We start from the raw sequence: 15,656 nt of genomic DNA, 5'->3' as shown, positions 1-15,656 counted from the left end.
CCCGCCTCAGCGCGCGCCGAGCACGTGCTCGACGGCGAGTTGGTTGAGCCGGACGAAGCCGAAGCCCTTCGCCCCGGCGGCCTCCGGATCGAACTCCTCGAACGCGGTCCGGTCGGCCAGCAGCTCGCGGTAGCCCTCACCGGGGTTGAGCGTCGGGGTGGCCAGCTCGGCCACCCGGGCGGCGGCGAGCGCCTCGATCACCTCCGGGTCGGCGCGGAACGCCGCGGCCCGCTCCTTGAGCAGCAGGTACGTGCGCATGTTCGCCTCGGCGGAGGCCCACACGCCGGTCATGTCCTCGGTGCGGGACGGCTTGTAGTCGAAGTGGCGCGGGCCGTCGTAGGCCGGGCCGCCGTTCGGGCCGCCGTGCTCCAGCAGGTCGACCAGGGCGAACGCGTTGAGCAGGTCGCCGTGGCCGAAGACCAGGTCCTGGTCGTACTTGATGCCGCGCTGGCCGTTGAGGTCGATGTGGAACAGCTTGCCCTGCCAGAGCGCCTGGGCGATGCCGTGGGCGAAGTTCAGCCCGGCCATCTGCTCGTGCCCGACCTCCGGGTTGAGCCCGACCATCTCCGGGCGGGCCAGCGTGGAGATGAAGCCGAGCGCGTGGCCGACGGTGGGGAGCAGGATGTCGCCCCGGGGCTCGTTCGGCTTGGGCTCCAGGGCGAAGCGCAGGTCGTAGCCGTTGTCGACGACGTACTCGCAGAGCAGGTCGACGGCTTCGCGGTAGCGGTCCAGCGCGGCCTGGACGTCCTTGGCGACGTCGTACTCGGCGCCCTCCCGGCCGCCCCACATGACGAACGTCTTCGCGCCCATCTCGGCGGCCAGGTCGATGTTGCGCAGCACCTTGCGCAGCGCGTACCGGCGTACGTCGCGGTCGTTGCTGGTGAAGCCGCCGTCCTTGAACACGGGGTGGTTGAACAGGTTGGTGGTGACCATCGGCACGACCAGGCCGGTCTCGTCGAGCGCCTTGCGGAAGCGGCTCAGCCGGGCGTCGCGGGTGGCGGCGTCCGCGCCGAACGGGACCAGGTCGTCGTCGTGGAAGGTGATGCCGTACGCGCCCAGCTCGGCGAGCCGGTGCACCGCCTCGACGGCGTCCAGCTCGGGGCGGGTGGCGTCGCCGAACGGGTCACGGGCCGGCCAGCCCACCGTCCAGAGACCGAAGGAGAACTTGTCCGCGGGGGTGGGGCGGGGTGCCATGGCAGACCTCCAGGTGGTGGTGTCGTCCGCGATTTGTTCAGCGGTTGAATTAAATGGCGGCGATGTGGCAGTGTCAAGAGGTGACAAGCACCAGCACCGCCGGGGCGGTCCGGCAGGGCAGCCTGCGCGAGTTGAACCTCGCGGTGGTGCTGCGGCGGATCGCCGCCGCCGACCGGCCGCCCTCGCGCGCCGGGATCGCCGCCGACACCGGCCTGACCCGGGCCACCGTCTCCGCCGTGGTGGACGACCTGATCGCCGGCCGGCTGGTCGCCGAGGCGGAGCCGGAGCCGCGCACCGGGGCGGGCCGCCCGGCCCGCGGACTGGTGCTCGCCTCCGACGGCCCGGCCGGGCTCGGCCTGGAGGTGAACGTCGACTACCTGGCGGCCTGCGTCGTCGACCTGACCGGCACGGTCCGGCACCACCTGGTCCGCCGCGCCGACCTGCGCCCGGTCTCCCCCGCCGACGCGCTCGCCCGGCTCGCCGCGCTGGCCGCCGAGGCGCGCGCCGCCGCCGTACGCGACGGGCTGACCCTGGCCGGCGCGGCGCTCGCCGTGCCCGGCCTGGTGGGCGACGGCGGCCTGGTCCGGCTCGCGCCGAACCTCGGCTGGCGGGACGTGGACGTGCCGGCGCTGCTGGCCGGGCACCCGCTGGCCGAGCCGGTCGACGGGGTGCCGCCGCTGGTGGTCGACAACGAGGCCAACCTGGCCGCCCTCGGCGAGTTGTACGCGGGCCCGGCCGGCCCGCGCAGCTTCCTGCACGTCACCGGCGAGATCGGCATCGGCGCCGGGATCGTGCTCGACGGCGCGCTCTACCGGGGCGCGCGCGGCTGGAGCGGAGAGATCGGTCACTTCCCGGTGCAGCCGCAGGGGCGGCCGTGCCGCTGCGGCGGCCAGGGCTGCCTGGAGCGGTACGCGGGCCAGGAGGCGATCCTCGCCGCCGCCGGGCTGCCCGGCGCGGAACTGCCGGCTGACACCGCCGCCGCCCGGCTCGCCGACCTGGCCGAGGCCGGCGACCCGGCCACGCTGACCGCCCTGACCGACGCCGCCACCGCCCTCGGGGTCGCCGTGGCGGGCGTGGTGAACCTGCTGGATCTGGACACCGTGGTGCTCGGGGGCGGATACGCCCGGCTCGCGCCCTGGCTGCGGCCGACGGTGGAGGCGGAGGTCTCCCGGCGGGTGCTCACCGCCGCCTGGGCACCGGTGACGGTACGCCCGGCAGTGCTCGGGGCGCAGTCCGCCGCGGTCGGCGGAGCCGGCTCGGTGGTCCGCCGGATCGTCGACCGGCCGGTGGGGTGGCTGGCCCGGGCCGGCTGACCCGGATGATCCTCGACGGGCATTCCGTGCCTGCGCTCGGTACGCTTGCCGCCAGGCAACCTGTCCGCCGAGTGAGGGGTGCACCGACAGCATGCGCACGGGTCGACCGACCGAAGCGCCCGGCCACCGGAGGTGACCGCCGCGCGCCGGGGCGGTGTCGCGGGGCCGGTCAGCGGCGGTGGACACGCTTCGCGGAAACGGCCCCGGCGGGTTGCCGGGGTCGCACTGCCGGCTGACGACCACCTGGCCCGGGAACTGCTGGACGGGCTCGCCGAGGCCGTCGTGACAGTCGACCACGCGGGCGTGGTGACGCTCGTCAACGCCATGGCCGCCGATCTGCTCCCCGAGGTGGCGCCCGGCGTCGACCTGGCCGCGTGCCGGGTGCCGGCGCTGGCCGACGCGGCCACCGCCGGATCGGACGCGTTCGAGACCGACCACCACGGCCGGCGGCTGCGCGGCGTGCGGCGCCCCCTGGCCGACGACCGCAGCGCCTGGTACGTCCGCGACGTCACCGAGGAACACGCGCGTACCGACGCGCTGCTGGCCGAACGGTCACGCACCGCGTTCCTCGCCGAGGCGGGCAGCCGGCTCGGGCTGTCCCTGCACCGCGAGCAGACGCTGCGCACCGCGGTGACGCTGCCGGTGCCCTACCTGGCCGACGTCGCGGTGGTGGTGCACCGCCCGCCGCCGCCCGCCGAGGACCAGCCGCACTGGATCCGGTACGCCACAGGCGATCCCGGCCCGGTCACCGGCCTGGCCGGCTGGCCGACAGTGGAGTCCGTACCCGGCCTGGTCGAGGCGCTCGACGGCGACCTCACCGAACCGAGTCCCTGGCTGGACGCCGAGCTGGCCGATCTGGCCGAGATGCTGCCCGCCGGGTTCGGCCGTCCGGGCACCGTGTTGATCAGCCCGATGCCGAGCGCCGGTGGTCCGGCCGGCGCGCTGGTGCTGGCCCGGCGCCCGGAGCGGCCCGGCTTCGACAGGCGGGAGATCGGCCTGGCCCGGGAGTTCGCCGGGCGGGCCGGCGCGGCGCTGGCCGCCGCCGAGCTGTACGGCGAGCAGGCCCACCTGGCCCGGGTGCTGCAGAACAGCCTGCTCCCGCCGGAGCTGCCGCGCCTGCGCGGGATGACGCTGGCCGGCGGTTATCGCGCCGCCGGGGACAGCCTGCGCATCGGCGGCGACTTCTACGACCTGTTCCCCACCGGCGACGGCGGCCTGTTCGCGCTCGGTGACGTCTGCGGCAAGGGTGTCGGCGCAGCAGTGCTGACCGGCCGGGTCCGCCAGTCGCTGCAGACCCTGCGCCTGGTCGAGCAGCGCCCCCGGCAGCTGCTGGAGCTGCTCAACCGGGCGCTGCTGGACGCCCCCGACGCGGCCCGCCGGGCCCAGTTCACCACGCTCCTGCTGGGCGCGCTGCGCCGCGAGCCGGACGGCGGGCTGCTGGTGCGGCTCGCCGGTGGCGGGCACCCGTCCCCGCTCGTCGTCCGCGCCGGCGGCGGGGTGGAGACGGTCCGGGTGGGCGGCATGCCGGTGGGCGCGCTCACCGACGCCCGGTTCACCGGCACCGAGGTACGGCTGGCGCCGGGTGACCTGCTGCTGGCGTACACCGACGGGGTGACCGAGGCCCGCGGCGGCCCCACCGAGCCGGCCATGTTCGGCGACGCCCGGCTGCGTCAGGCGCTCGTCACCGGCACCGGGCTTCCGCCCGCCGCGCTCGTCGAGCGGGTGCTCCAGCTCGTCGACGAGTGGCTGGACGGGCAGCCCCACGACGACATCGCCATGCTCGCCGTGGCGGCCGGGTGACACCGCCGCCGCCGGACCGCCCCACCCCCGCGGCCGAGCGCCGGATCGGGCCGGACACGCTCGTCGCGTACCTCGATCACCTGGACGCCGCCGACCGGGCCGGCGCGGTCACGCTGGCGCGCGGCCTGCTCGCGGACGGGTTCTCGGTCGCGGACGTCCTGGTCGACCTGGTCGCGGTGGCGCAGCGGGAGGTCGGCCGGCGCTGGCTCACCGGCTCGTGGAGCATCGCCCAGGAGCACGCCGCCACCCACGTCAGCGAGCAGGTGGTGGACGCGCTGGGCGCGACGGTCGGCCCACCGCGACGCGGGCACGTGGTGATGGCGTGCGTGGAGGGCGAGTGGCACGCGCTTGCCGCCCGCATCGTCACCGAGGTGGTCCGGGCGGCCGGCTGGCGGGTGACGTTCCTCGGCGCCAGCGTGCCGGCCCGGCACCTGGTCTCCTACCTGCACCAGACCGGTCCGGACGCGGTGCTGCTGAGCTGCGTGCAGCCGAACCGGCTGGTCCGGGCGGCGCGGATGGTGGAGGCCAGCCGGGCGGCCGGGGTGCCGGTGCTCGCCGGTGGTCCCGGCTTCGGCCCGGACGGCCGGTGGGCCACCGCGATCGGCGCGGCGGGCTGGGGCGCCAGCGCCCGGGACGCGGTGGAGCTGCTGGAGCGGCCGCTGTCTGCCGCGCACACCGGCGCGCCGCCGCCCCCGCCCGACGACGCGTACGTGGCGGTGCTGCACCGGCGGCGTGAGCTGGTGCGGCTCGCGCTCGCCACGGTGGACCCGCCGCCGGAGAACGCCGAGGACGTCGCCGCCGGCATCGCGCACCTGGTGGACGCGCTGATCGCGGCCGTACGCGTGGACGACGACCGGCTGCTGCGCGACTTCGTCGGGTGGCAGGAGGAGGCGCTGACCTCCCGCGGCGGCCGGGCCCTGCTGGACCGGGTGCTCGACACGCTGGAACGGGCGCTGACCGAGCATCCCCGGGTGGTGGCCCGGCTGCGCGCCGCCCGCGAAGCGGCGCCGGACGATCCCGGCCCCGCCGGCTGAGTCAGGCGGAACGCGGCACCGGAGGTCCGCCGGACGGCCGGGCCGGGTCGCCGATCCGTTCCCCGGAGGGTTGCAGCATCGGCCAGCCCTCCGCCACGGTGGCCTCCCCGCGCCGGCCCACCTCGTCGAACTCGCGCATGCCGCGTACCAGCGCGGCCCGGCCCTCCGGGCTCATCCCGGCCAGGATCCGCTCCAGCCGGTGCCGCCGGTCGGCACGCAGCTCGGCGAGAAGCCGGAGGGCGGCGGGCGTGAGGTGCAGCGAGATCTCCCGCCGGTCGTAGCGGCCCGGCTCGCGCTCCAGCATTCCGGCCGCGACCAGCCGGTCGCACAGCCGGCTGGCGGAGGAGAGCAACATGTCGGTGAGCGTGGCGAGACGGCGGAGGTTGATGCCGTCATACTGCTCGACGACCATGATCGCGCGTAGCTGGGCACTCGACAGCCGGCTGGTGGTGCGCTCCCGGGCCGCCTCCCAGACGGCGAGCAAGGTGCCTGCCGCCTCGTCCAGGGCGGCGGACATACTCGTATCAGGTTCCCGGGGACTGCGCTCTTCGGTCATGGTGGGGCCGAGACTACCCCCCGGATCTGCCCGGCGACCTGTGCAAAGGAGCAAAGATGAGCGGAGCGGAGGGCCACGCGCGCCGGGTCCTGACCGAGGCGCCGACGGACCTCATCGTGGACCGGCTCGCCGCCGAGCTCGCGCGCACGTACGGCGTCACCCACACCGAGCTCTACCAGGTCGACTACCGGCTCGCCGAGCTGCTGCCGCTGGACGACGGGCCGTCGGTCACCGGGCCCGGCCACCCGGCCTGGCGCGCCTTCGACCACCAGGAGCCGGTGATCGCCGACGGCGTCGGCTGGTTCCCGGTGGGCATGCGCGGCGAACGCCGGGGCGTGCTGAAGGTCTCGCCGGTGCCCGCCGACCCGGACGCCCGCCGGGAGCTGGACACCATCGCCACGGTGCTCGGGCACGAGCTGAGCGCGGTCATGGCGACCACCGACATCTACCGGACCGCCCGGCGCAGCCGGCGGCTCACGCTGGCCGCCGAGATGCAGTGGGAGCTGCTGCCCGGGCGCAGCCGGATCCGGCCGTCGTTCAGCCTGGCCGGGCAGCTGGAGCCGGCGTACGCGGTGCGCGGGGACAGCTTCGACTGGTCCGACGACGGGCACCGGCTCTGGCTGGCGGTACTGAACGGCTACGGCGAAGGGGTGGCGGCGGCGCTGCTCGCCTCGCTGGCCACGTACGCGCTGCGCAACGCGCGCCGGGCCGGGCTCGACCTGGCCGACCAGGCCGCGCTGGCCGACCAGGCCATCTACGCCCAGCACCGGGGCGAACAGCACGTCTCGGTGCTCCTGATCGAGCTGGACCTGGCCTCCGGCGAGATGACAGTGGTGGACGCCGGTTCGCCGCGGCTGCTGCGGCTGCGGAACGGCGCGGTGACCGAGCAGGAGCTGGACAAGCAGTTCCCGCTCGGCATGTTCGAGGGCACCGACTACCGCCCGCAGCGGTTCCGGCTGGAGCGCGAGGACCGGCTCTTCGTGGTCAGCGACGGCGTGATCGACGCCGCCACCGAGCAGGTGCGCTACGGCGAGGTGGCGCTGGACCGGTTCCTGCGCCGGACCGGCCCGATGGAGCCGCTGGACGCGGTCCGGTCGCTGATCGGCGACCTGCGGGCGTTCGTCGCCGGTGACCTGGTCGACGACGCCGTGGTGGTCTGCCTGGACTGGCTGGGGCCGCAGCCCTGACCCGCCCGCTCAGTACGCGCCGCGGCTGTTGACCACCGCGCCGAACGTCTTCCACAGGATGGTCAGGTCGGCGGCCAGGGACCAGTTCTCCACGTAGTACAGGTCGAGCCGGATGCCGTCCTCCCAGCTCAGATCCGACCGGCCGCTGACCTGCCAGAGGCCGGTCATGCCGGGCTTGACCAGCAGCCGGCGTGCCACGTCGCCGTCGTAGCGGGCCACCTCGGACGGCAGCGGCGGGCGCGGGCCGACCAGGCTCATCTGGCCGAGCAGCACGTTGGCGAGCTGGGGCAGCTCGTCCAGCGACCACTTGCGCAGCAACCGGCCGACCCGGGTCACGCGCGGGTCGTCGCGCATCTTGAACATCAGGCCGTCGGTCTCGTTGCGCGCGGCCAGCTCGGCGAGCAGGGCGTCGGCGTTTACGACCATGGTGCGGAACTTGAAGACGCCGAACTCCTCGCCGCCCTGGCCGACGCGGGTCTGCCGGAACAGCACCGGACCCCGGCTGTCGATCTTGATGGCGAGCGCGATCACGATCAGCAGCGGCGCCAGCACGAGCAGCGCGATCAGCGAGATCGACCTGTCGACGAAGCCCTTGACCAGCTTGCGGGCACCGCGGAACTCGGGCGCCTCGACGTGGATCAGCGGCAGGCCGGCGACCGGACGGGTGTGGATGCGGGGGCCGGCCACGTCGGTGAGCGCCGGCGCCACCACCAGGTCGACGCCGGTGCCCTCCAGCTGCCAGCCCAGGCGGCGCAGCCGGGTCGCGGTCAGCTCGCCGGAGGCGGTGACCGCCACCGTGTCGGCGCCGATCGCGGTGGCCGCCTCCGGGATGCCCCGGAAGCTGCCGACCACGGGCACGTCGCCCAGGCGTTGCGGCACCGGGGCGAGCAGCGCGTCCGGGATGCACGCGCCGACCACCTGGTAGCCGGCGTACGGTTCCCGGCGCAGCGTGTGCACCAACTCCAGCACGTGCGCGGTGTCGCCCACCACGAGCACCTTGCGGGACCAGCCGGCGCCCCGGTCGCGGGCCCGGTGCAGCCGCTTGCGGGCCGCGAACCGCGCCACCTCCAGGCCGATCGTGCCGACCGCGAAGGAGATCGCCAGGAAACCTCGGGAGACGCCGACGTCGGCGATGTACCCGGCGATGGCGATGCCGCCGGCGAGTCGCATGCTGGCCGCGCTGACCCGCCGGTACTCGTCGGCGCCGTAGCCGAGCACCTGGTCGTCGTAGCACCGCATCGCCTTGAGCGAGACGAGCCAGACCAGCAGGAGCACCGGGGCGACCACCACGTACGGGATCTCGGAGCCGGTCGGTTCCTCGTCGCCGAACCGGGCCAGGTAGCCGACCAGGATGGCCACGGCGAGCACGGCGGTGTCCAGCACCACCAGGACCCGGATGTAGGCCCGCTCCGCTGCTCGCGTCGTCTTGCCCGGGCGTTCACCACCGGGTCGCGACGACGTGGCAGGGGTCAACAGCGTCGCCGAGGTCACCGGCCCTCCCCACTTCGCTCAGGACCGCCCCGTCCCCGCCCGGCTCCGGTGTGGAGCCCGCGGTCGAGGCACCCGGTCATCATGCCTGGACAATTATGGTTACCGATTGATTCGGACGCATTACCGTCAGTTCTCATCCCGTGTCTTGACCCGGGAAGCCTTCCGCCGTACCGGATTTCCGGTACGGCGGAAGACTAGCGCTGAGCTTCAGGTCAGCGGGGGGCGGGCGGCCGCAGCGCGATCGCCCGGAGGAAGATCTCGCCGATCTTGCTGGGGTCGGTGGTGACGAACGCGCCGCCGCCGGTGACCTTGGTGATCGACTCCAGCTCGGCCCGGTTCACCTCGGTGCCGATGCCGATGATGACGACCTGGACCGGCTGCTCGTCGTCCTTCAGCTTCTTCAGCTGGTCCAGCAGTTCCTTCTGCGAGATGCCGTTGTCGTCCTCGTTCTTGCCGTCGGTGAACAGCACGATCGAGTTGACCTTGCCCGGCTCCCAGTCCTGCTGCACCTTCTTGTACGCCGCGAGCATCGTGTCGTACAGGCCGGTGTTGCCGCTGGAGGGCTTGATCGAGGCCAGGCCGCGCTGCAGCGCGCCCCGGTTGCTGGACAGAGGCTTTATTCCGACCAGCTCGCTCCAGTCCTGCGAGCCCTGCAGGTTGGTGGAGAACGTCCAGAGGCCGATCGACCAGGAGTCGTCGAACAGCCCGAGGCCCTGGCTCGCGGCGGCCACCGTGACCTGCTCCCGGCTGGCGCCGTTGGCGGTCGCGACCGGCTTCTTCATCGAGCCGGAGACGTCGATGACGCAGAGCATCCGGCCGGACTGGGTGGCCACCGACCAGGTGGTGGTGGCGGTCGAGATGGCACCGGGGTCGAGGTCGGCCGCGCCGCCCTGGCCCGACGGCGGCACCTGACGCTCGCCGCCGTTGGCCGGGCTCGGCGCGCCGGTCGGCGCCTGGAAACCCCGGCCCCAGTTGCCGTCCGGCGCGCGCAGCGCCTGCGCGGCGAGCCGGTCCTTGAAGCCCGGCGTACGCAGCACCTCGAAGAGCACCTTGGCGGCGGACGCCTTGGCCGGCTCGATGCCGGGCAGCACCGCGAACGGGTAGTCCAGCGAGATCGGCGGCGGCTGCAGGTACAGCGCGGCGAGCCGGATCGGCGGCTTGGTGCTGTTGTAGGCGATCACGTCCTCCTCGGACAGCGCCGCCGCCCCCAGCCCGTTGGCGATCGCCGTCGGGTCGGACGAGCGCGGGAACCGCGCGAGGAGGTCCTGCCGCAGCGAGGACCGGTTGGTGGCGAGGGCCCGCAGCGCGCCGACCATCGCCTCCTGCGCCTTCGGCGAGCCGGACTCACCGGCGGAACTGGCCGCGGCGGTCAGCGACAGCAGGCCGGACAGGCCGGCCGCGTCCTGGGTCGGCTCGACGATCCCGGCCCGCAGCGGCTTGCTGGCGGTGACCTGGGTGAGCAGGTCGGACCAGCGGAGTTCCTTGTCCGGCCACCCTATGCGGGAGGCCACCGGCTCGGGCAGCGCCACCACGACCGGGCTGCGTGCGATGGACGCGCCGTTGGTCGGCGCGAACGCGCTGGCCCCGCCGCTCTTGAGCCGGACCAGCCAGGTCGAGGAGTCCGGCACCCAGACGTCGGGGGTGACGGCGGTGCCGCTGGCCTGCCCGACGCCGGCGAGCGTGGCACCGTGCTTGCTCGCCACCGCGGCGGCCACCTCGACCGGCTCGGCCGAGGAGACGTTGACCGCGATGCAGGTTCCGCCCACCGCGGCGCCGTCGGAGACCCACTGGTCGGCGGCGGCGCGCACCGCGGGGGCGATCTCCGGGGCGGTCGCCACCGACAGCTCGACGCGGCCCGAACAGTTCGGGCCGGCCAGCTGCTGGTAACCGAACCAGGAGCCGGCTACGACGGCGACCAGGGCGGCCGCCACGGCGGCGGCACCTGCTCCGCGGAGGTGAGAACGCATGCGATGGCGGCCAGACACGGTGACCATCTTGCGTACCTCGTGGGGTTACCACCACAACCGTTCGGACGAAAGTTACGCAGCAGAAACAGTTGATCAGCTAACCCATACGCTAAGTTACTGGTCAGTCATTTATGGTGAGGTCGATCCACTTCGGACTGTCACTTGGTGACCGTCCGGTCACGGTCGGACGCACGTCGGGCTCGCCATCGGCACCGGCTCCCCCACCGGCTCCGGCACCCCGCCGTCCGGATCGACCCGGAAGATCCTGATCATGTCGGCCCGCTCGTCGGCCACGTACAGGTGCTCCCCGGCGAACGCGAAGTGCCGCGGCCACTCGCCGCCGGTGTCGACCTCGGCCACCAGCTCCGGCGCCGGGCCGTCGAGCGCGAAGACGGAGATCGTGCCCACGCCGCGGTTGCCCACGTAGAGGAAACGCCCGCCCGGCCCGACAGTCACCTCGGAGGGCTGGACGTGCCCGGTCCGGCCGCTGGCGTCGACACGCGTCCGCTGCCGCGGCCCGTCCGGCGTCAGCTCGTACGCGGTGACCGTGGCGTCCAGCTCGCCGACGAGCCAGAGGCGCCGCCCGTCCGGGTGCCGGGCCAGGTGCCGGGGCCCGGTCCCGGGCGCCGTCCGCAGCCGGGGCTCCCGCTCGGTCAACCGGCCGGTGCCGGCGTCGACCGCGTACCGGTAGACGGAGTCGGTGCCCAGGTCGACAGCGAGCAGCCCACCGCCGGCCGGGTCGGGCGAGACCATGTGGCAGTGCGCGTGCTCCTGCCGCTGCGGGTCGGCGCCGTGGCCGGAGTGCCGCACCAGGTCGGTGCGCTCCCCCGGCACGCCGTCGGCGTCCAGGCCGAACACCGCCACGCTGCCGCCGCCGTAGTTCGCCACGAACAGGTGCCGCCCGTCCGGTGCGACCGCCAGGTGGCACGGCTCCGCGCCGCCGGTCTCGCGGACACCGAGCGGCGTGAGGTCGCCGTCCGCCGCCACCCGGAACGCGCTCACCTGCCCGTCGGGCAGCTCGTTGCACGCGTACAGCACCGGCAGCGCCGGATGCCGCACCAGGAACGACGGCGACGGGGTGACCGCCACGACGCCCAGCGGGGTCAGTTCTCCGGTCGCCCGGTCCCGCCGGGCCGCCACGACGCCCTCGGCCCGCCCGCCCGTCTCCGCCGTGTAGCCGCCGATGTGGACGATCTCGTCCTGCCCGGTCACCGCACCCACCTCTCGTCGGTCCTGCCTGCGATCCAACCAGAGGCTTCCCGGTGGCGCGCCCGGTCGGTCCCACCAGGCCCGACGGATCGGGGCCGGCGTGCTCAGCCCACCGGCACCGGCTCGCCGCGCTGCCGCGCCACGTGCTCGACGAGCGAGATCAGCACCAGCTTGCCGGACTGCCGGTCCCGGGCGTCGCAGAGCACCAGCGGGACGTCCGGGTCCAGGTCCAGCGCGTCGCGGACCGCCTCCAGGCCGAACCGGCGGGAACCCTCGAAGCAGTTGACGCCCACCACGAACGGGATGCCCCGCTGCTCGAAGTAGTCGATCGAGGGGAAGCAGTCGGCCAGCCGCCGGGTGTCGGCGAGCACCACCGCACCGAGCGCGCCGAAGGCCAGCTCGTCCCAGAGGAACCAGAACCGGTCCTGGCCCGGGGTGCCGAACAGATAGACCTGGAGGTCGTCGTTGATGGTGATCCGCCCGAAGTCCATCGCCACCGTCGTGGTCGACTTCTGCTCGACCCCGGAGACGTCGTCGGTGCCGAGCCCGGCACCGGTCAGGACCTCCTCGGTCTGCAACGGCCGGACCTCACTCAACGCGCTGACCAGCGTCGTCTTTCCGGCGCCGAAGCCGCCGGCGATGAGGATCTTCAAAGCCAGCGGCACTCGTGGCGCCTCCGGCTCCCGGTCATAGCGCACGGAGTCCACTGACCACCGCCTTGAGGATGTTGTCGTCGGGCAGGTACGCGGTGGCCGGTGGCCGGTGTACCGCGACGAGCCCATGGGCGAGGAGGTCGCCGAGCAGCACCCGGACCACGCCCACGGCGAGGTCCAGGTCGGCGGCGAGGTCGGCCACGGCCTTCGGCCGCCGGGCCAGCTCGATCAGGCGGCGGTGCTCCGGCTGGAGACCGGGCGTGCCGGCCGGGTCGGCACCGGGGGCGGCGAGCACGAACGCCAGCAGGTCGAAGCCGTCGACGGGCGGGCGCACCCGGCCGCCGGTGAGCGTGTACGGGCGCACCACCGGGCCGGCGTCGGCGTCCAGCCACTCGTGCTGCGGCCCCGGCGACTCAGCGCGCATCGGTCCGCTCCCCCGCCACCCGGCTCGGCGCGGCCAGGTTCTCCCCGACCCGGATGACGAGCATCGCCATCTCGTACGCCACCAGGCCGATGTCGGCGTCGGCGTCGCTCGCCACTGCGAGGCAGGCGCCCTGCCCGGCGGCGGTCACGAACAGGTAGGCCGACTCCATCTCCACCACGGTCTGGCGGACCGCGCCGCCGCCCAGGTGCCGGGTGGCGCCCTTGGCCAGCCCGGAGAAGCCGGACGCCAGCGCGCACAGGTGTTCCGCGTCGGTGCGGTCCTGGTCGGTGGAGGCGCCGAGCAGGAGCCCGTCCGCCGAGAGCACCACCGCCTGGCGGGCGGCGGGAACGCGCTCCACCAGGTCGTCGAGCAGCCAGTCGAGATCGGCGTTCTGCCGCGTCGTGTGCACCACTAGGCGTCCCTCTCAGTCGCGGTTCGTTGGTCCGGCGCCGGCGGGGCGGGCTGAACGGCCGGCCCCGCGGTGGTGGACGGCGTACCGGTGTCGCGCGTTTCGGTGGCGGGGGTGGCCGGATCGGTTCCGGCGGCGCGGGAGCCGTCCCGGCGTCCGCGGGCAGTGCCGGCCTGCAACGCCGACATGGCCCGGCGGGCCTCCTCGGGGGTGCGGTGGGCCGGGGTGTCGGCGACGGCGGCGCGGGGACGGGCGGTCGCGCCGCGACGCCGGATCCGGCGGGGCAGCCCGTCGTCGTCGGCGGGCGGCTCCACCGTCGAGGCCCGCGCCGACTGCAGCGGGACGACTGTGCTCTCCGACCGGTCCCGGCCCGGCCGGACCGGGCGGACCGGCCGGGGCACGGTGGTCAGCCGGGTCACCTTGGCCAGGCGCCGCCGTTCCGGCCCGGCGGAGGCGTCCGCGCCCACCGGCGGCTCGTCGGTGATCAGTTCCGCCGGTACGAACACCGCTGCCACGATCCCGGCCGGGCGGGACGGCCGCAGCTCCACCCGGACGCCGTGCCGGGCGGCCAGTCGCGCCACCACGAACAGCCCCAGCCGTGCGCTGCCGGCTGGGTCGAACTCCGGTGGCTCGGCCAGCTTGCGGTTGGCCTCGGCCAGGGCCGGCGCGGACATGCCCAGCCCCCGGTCGAGGATCTCGATGGTGTAGCCGCCCGGGACGCTGCGGCCGGTGACGTCCACCCGGGTGCCGGGCGGGGAGAACGTGGTCGCGTTCTCGATCAGCTCGGCGAGCAGGTGGATCACGTCGCCGACGGCGCGGCCGAGCACCCCGGCCGGCGCCACCTCGCCCACGTCGACCCGGTCGTACGCCTCGACCTCGGAGATCGCGCCGCGCATCACGTCGACAGCGGCGACCGGGCGGCGCCAGCCCCGTCCGGGCGCGGCCCCGGCGAGGATGACCAGGTCCTCGGCGTGCCGCCGCAGCCGCGTCGCCAGGTGGTCGACCTGGAACAGCCCGGCCAGCTCGTCCGGGTCCTCGGTACGCCGTTCCAGCCGGTCCAGCAGCGCCAGCTGCCGGTGCACCAGCCCCTGGCTGCGGCGGGCCAGGTTGAGGATCACCTCGTTGAAGCCCCGGCGCAGCGTCACCTCGTCGACGGCGGCCCGGACCGCGGTCCGGCGCACCTCGTTGAAGGCGCGCGCCACCTGGCCGATCTCGTCGCCGCCGTGGTCCAGCTCGGGCGCCTCCCGGGCCACGTCGACCTCCTCGCCCCGGCGCAGCCGCGCGACCACGTCGGGCAGCCGGCGTTCCGCCACCTCGGTCGCGGCGGCGCGTACGCCGGTCAGCCGCTGCGCCAGCGACCGGCCGACCCGCAGCGCCACCAGTACGCACACCACGATCGCGATCAGGCCCAGCACACCGGCGGCGGCGAGCTGGACGAGGATCCGGGTGGCCATCGGCACGGACCGCTCGGCGAGGGCGTCCGCGCCGCGCAGCTCGAAGTCGCGCAGGCTCTGCCACACCTCGGCGTGGCCGGTCTCCCACGCCCGCATGTCGAACCGGGCGGGCAGCCCGGGCGAGCGGATCAGGCTGTCCTGGAGCGCGCGCAGCCGGAGGAACCCGGCGCCCTCGGTCATCCGCTGGTAGGCGGTCCGCTCCCCGGCCGGCAGGTCGGCGACCGCCGTCTCGGCCAGGAAACGCTGGTTCTCCACTGTGCGTACCAGTTGCTCGTGCTCGCCGTCGGCGTACCGCCCGGCTGTGACGGCGCCGGCCAGCAGCGCGTCGGCCTGCCCGAGCAACTCCCGGGAGCGGCCCAGCGCGGTCAGCGCGGTGGCCTCCCGGTTGAGCTGCGCGTCGGGCAGCGCGGCCATCGCGCCGAACGCCTGGAACGCCGAGCCGATCATCCCGCTGTAGAGGCCGACGGCGCCGGCCCGGTCCACCTTGCGGTCGTCGATGAACGTGCGCCCGGCGGGCAGCGCGTCGAGCGCCGAGACGAGTTGGTCGAGCCGGTTGTCGAGCTGGGCGTCGGCGACGTCGCGCAGGTCACCGCCGTCGACCTTGCGGCGCAGCTCGACGATCGCGTCGTCGGTGCGTACCCGCTGCTCGGTCAGCTCGGGGAGGGCGCGGTCGCCGGCGAGCTGGACCACCGACAGCCGCCGCTCGCGTTGCAGCTCGGCCACCACCGCCTCGCCGGGACGGCCCAGGTCGTAGAGGAGGGTACGCGCGGAGAGCAGGTCAAGTGCGGGCCCGAAGGTGAGCGTGGTGGCGAAGATCCACAACGCCAGCAGCCCGGTCACCGGGCCGATGACCAGCGCGGTCAGCTTGGCGCGAATCGGCCAGTCACGGGTGTTCAATCAGACCTCGCCCGGGAAGGTGTCGCTCGGTGGCGCCGGCAGCGGCCGTCACGTTCGCCGGCCACGAC

At 74.6% G+C, this 15,656-nt stretch carries 13 protein-coding genes; 4 read left to right on the top strand and 9 right to left on the bottom strand.

Going from position 1 to position 15,656, the window contains the following annotated elements; genetic code table 11:
* Positions 1-6: 6 nt before the first annotated feature.
* The gene (gene xylA, locus OC439_RS15795) at positions 7-1,194 is read right to left on the bottom strand and encodes a xylose isomerase (RefSeq protein WP_194800659.1); all 1,188 of its coding nucleotides are present in this window, start codon (positions 1,192-1,194) and stop codon (positions 7-9) included.
* A 53-nt stretch (positions 1,195-1,247) separates the two neighbouring features.
* On the opposite strand from xylA, the gene OC439_RS15790 reads away from it, so the two are divergent.
* From OC439_RS15790 to OC439_RS15780, 3 genes are all read left to right on the top strand, one after another.
* A complete protein-coding gene (locus OC439_RS15790; RefSeq protein ID WP_262014072.1) occupies positions 1,248-2,507 on the top strand; it encodes an ROK family protein in 1,260 nt (419 codons plus the stop codon).
* A 282-nt stretch (positions 2,508-2,789) separates the two neighbouring features.
* Entirely contained in the window at positions 2,790-4,307 is a 1,518-nt protein-coding gene (locus OC439_RS15785; protein WP_262014071.1) for a PP2C family protein-serine/threonine phosphatase, read from the top strand.
* On the top strand, positions 4,304-5,341 hold the full coding sequence (locus tag OC439_RS15780) for a B12-binding domain-containing protein (RefSeq protein WP_262014070.1): 1,038 nt from the start codon (positions 4,304-4,306) through the stop codon (positions 5,339-5,341). Before OC439_RS15785 ends, OC439_RS15780 begins: the two co-directional genes overlap by 4 nt.
* A gap of 1 nt (position 5,342) precedes the next feature.
* Here the strand turns inward: OC439_RS15780 and OC439_RS15775 are convergent, their stop codons facing one another.
* On the bottom strand, positions 5,343-5,858 hold the full coding sequence (locus OC439_RS15775; RefSeq protein ID WP_262014069.1) for a MarR family winged helix-turn-helix transcriptional regulator: 516 nt from the start codon (positions 5,856-5,858) through the stop codon (positions 5,343-5,345).
* Positions 5,859-5,953: 95 nt separating this feature from the next.
* On the opposite strand from OC439_RS15775, the gene OC439_RS15770 reads away from it, so the two are divergent.
* Positions 5,954-7,084 carry a PP2C family protein-serine/threonine phosphatase gene (locus tag OC439_RS15770; RefSeq protein ID WP_262014068.1) on the top strand — a complete coding sequence of 377 codons (1,131 nt, stop codon included), beginning with the start codon at positions 5,954-5,956 and terminating at the stop codon, positions 7,082-7,084.
* A gap of 9 nt (positions 7,085-7,093) precedes the next feature.
* Here OC439_RS15770 and OC439_RS15765 read toward each other — a convergent pair whose 3' ends face one another.
* The 7 genes from OC439_RS15765 to OC439_RS15735 form a co-directional block, all read right to left on the bottom strand.
* Positions 7,094-8,575 (bottom strand): sugar transferase, encoded by a 1,482-nt coding sequence (locus tag OC439_RS15765; RefSeq protein WP_262014067.1) that lies wholly within the window; start codon positions 8,573-8,575, stop codon positions 7,094-7,096.
* Positions 8,576-8,787: 212 nt separating this feature from the next.
* Entirely contained in the window at positions 8,788-10,542 is a 1,755-nt protein-coding gene (locus OC439_RS15760; protein WP_262014066.1) for a VWA domain-containing protein, read from the bottom strand.
* A gap of 177 nt (positions 10,543-10,719) precedes the next feature.
* Entirely contained in the window at positions 10,720-11,754 is a 1,035-nt protein-coding gene (locus OC439_RS15755; RefSeq protein ID WP_262014065.1) for a lactonase family protein, read from the bottom strand.
* 101 nt (positions 11,755-11,855) lie between these two features.
* Positions 11,856-12,458 (bottom strand): GTP-binding protein, encoded by a 603-nt coding sequence (locus tag OC439_RS15750; RefSeq protein ID WP_262014064.1) that lies wholly within the window; start codon positions 12,456-12,458, stop codon positions 11,856-11,858.
* Positions 12,439-12,828, bottom strand: a complete 390-nt coding sequence (locus OC439_RS15745; protein ID WP_091422853.1) for a DUF742 domain-containing protein — start codon at positions 12,826-12,828, stop codon at positions 12,439-12,441. Before OC439_RS15745 ends, OC439_RS15750 begins: the two co-directional genes overlap by 20 nt.
* A complete protein-coding gene (locus tag OC439_RS15740) occupies positions 12,818-13,240 on the bottom strand; it encodes a roadblock/LC7 domain-containing protein (protein ID WP_013288181.1) in 423 nt (140 codons plus the stop codon). Before OC439_RS15740 ends, OC439_RS15745 begins: the two co-directional genes overlap by 11 nt.
* Positions 13,240-15,588 (bottom strand): nitrate- and nitrite sensing domain-containing protein, encoded by a 2,349-nt coding sequence (locus tag OC439_RS15735; RefSeq protein ID WP_262014063.1) that lies wholly within the window; start codon positions 15,586-15,588, stop codon positions 13,240-13,242. Before OC439_RS15735 ends, OC439_RS15740 begins: the two co-directional genes overlap by 1 nt.
* Positions 15,589-15,656 lie beyond the last annotated feature (68 nt).

The sequence above is a fragment of the Micromonospora sp. Mcm103 genome, from assembly GCF_024519755.1.
In the GTDB taxonomy this organism is placed as follows: Bacteria; Actinomycetota; Actinomycetes; order Mycobacteriales; family Micromonosporaceae; genus Micromonospora; species Micromonospora aurantiaca.
The sequence above is the reverse complement of the archived record's forward strand: the minus strand, read 5'-3'. Positions and strand labels throughout refer to the sequence as shown.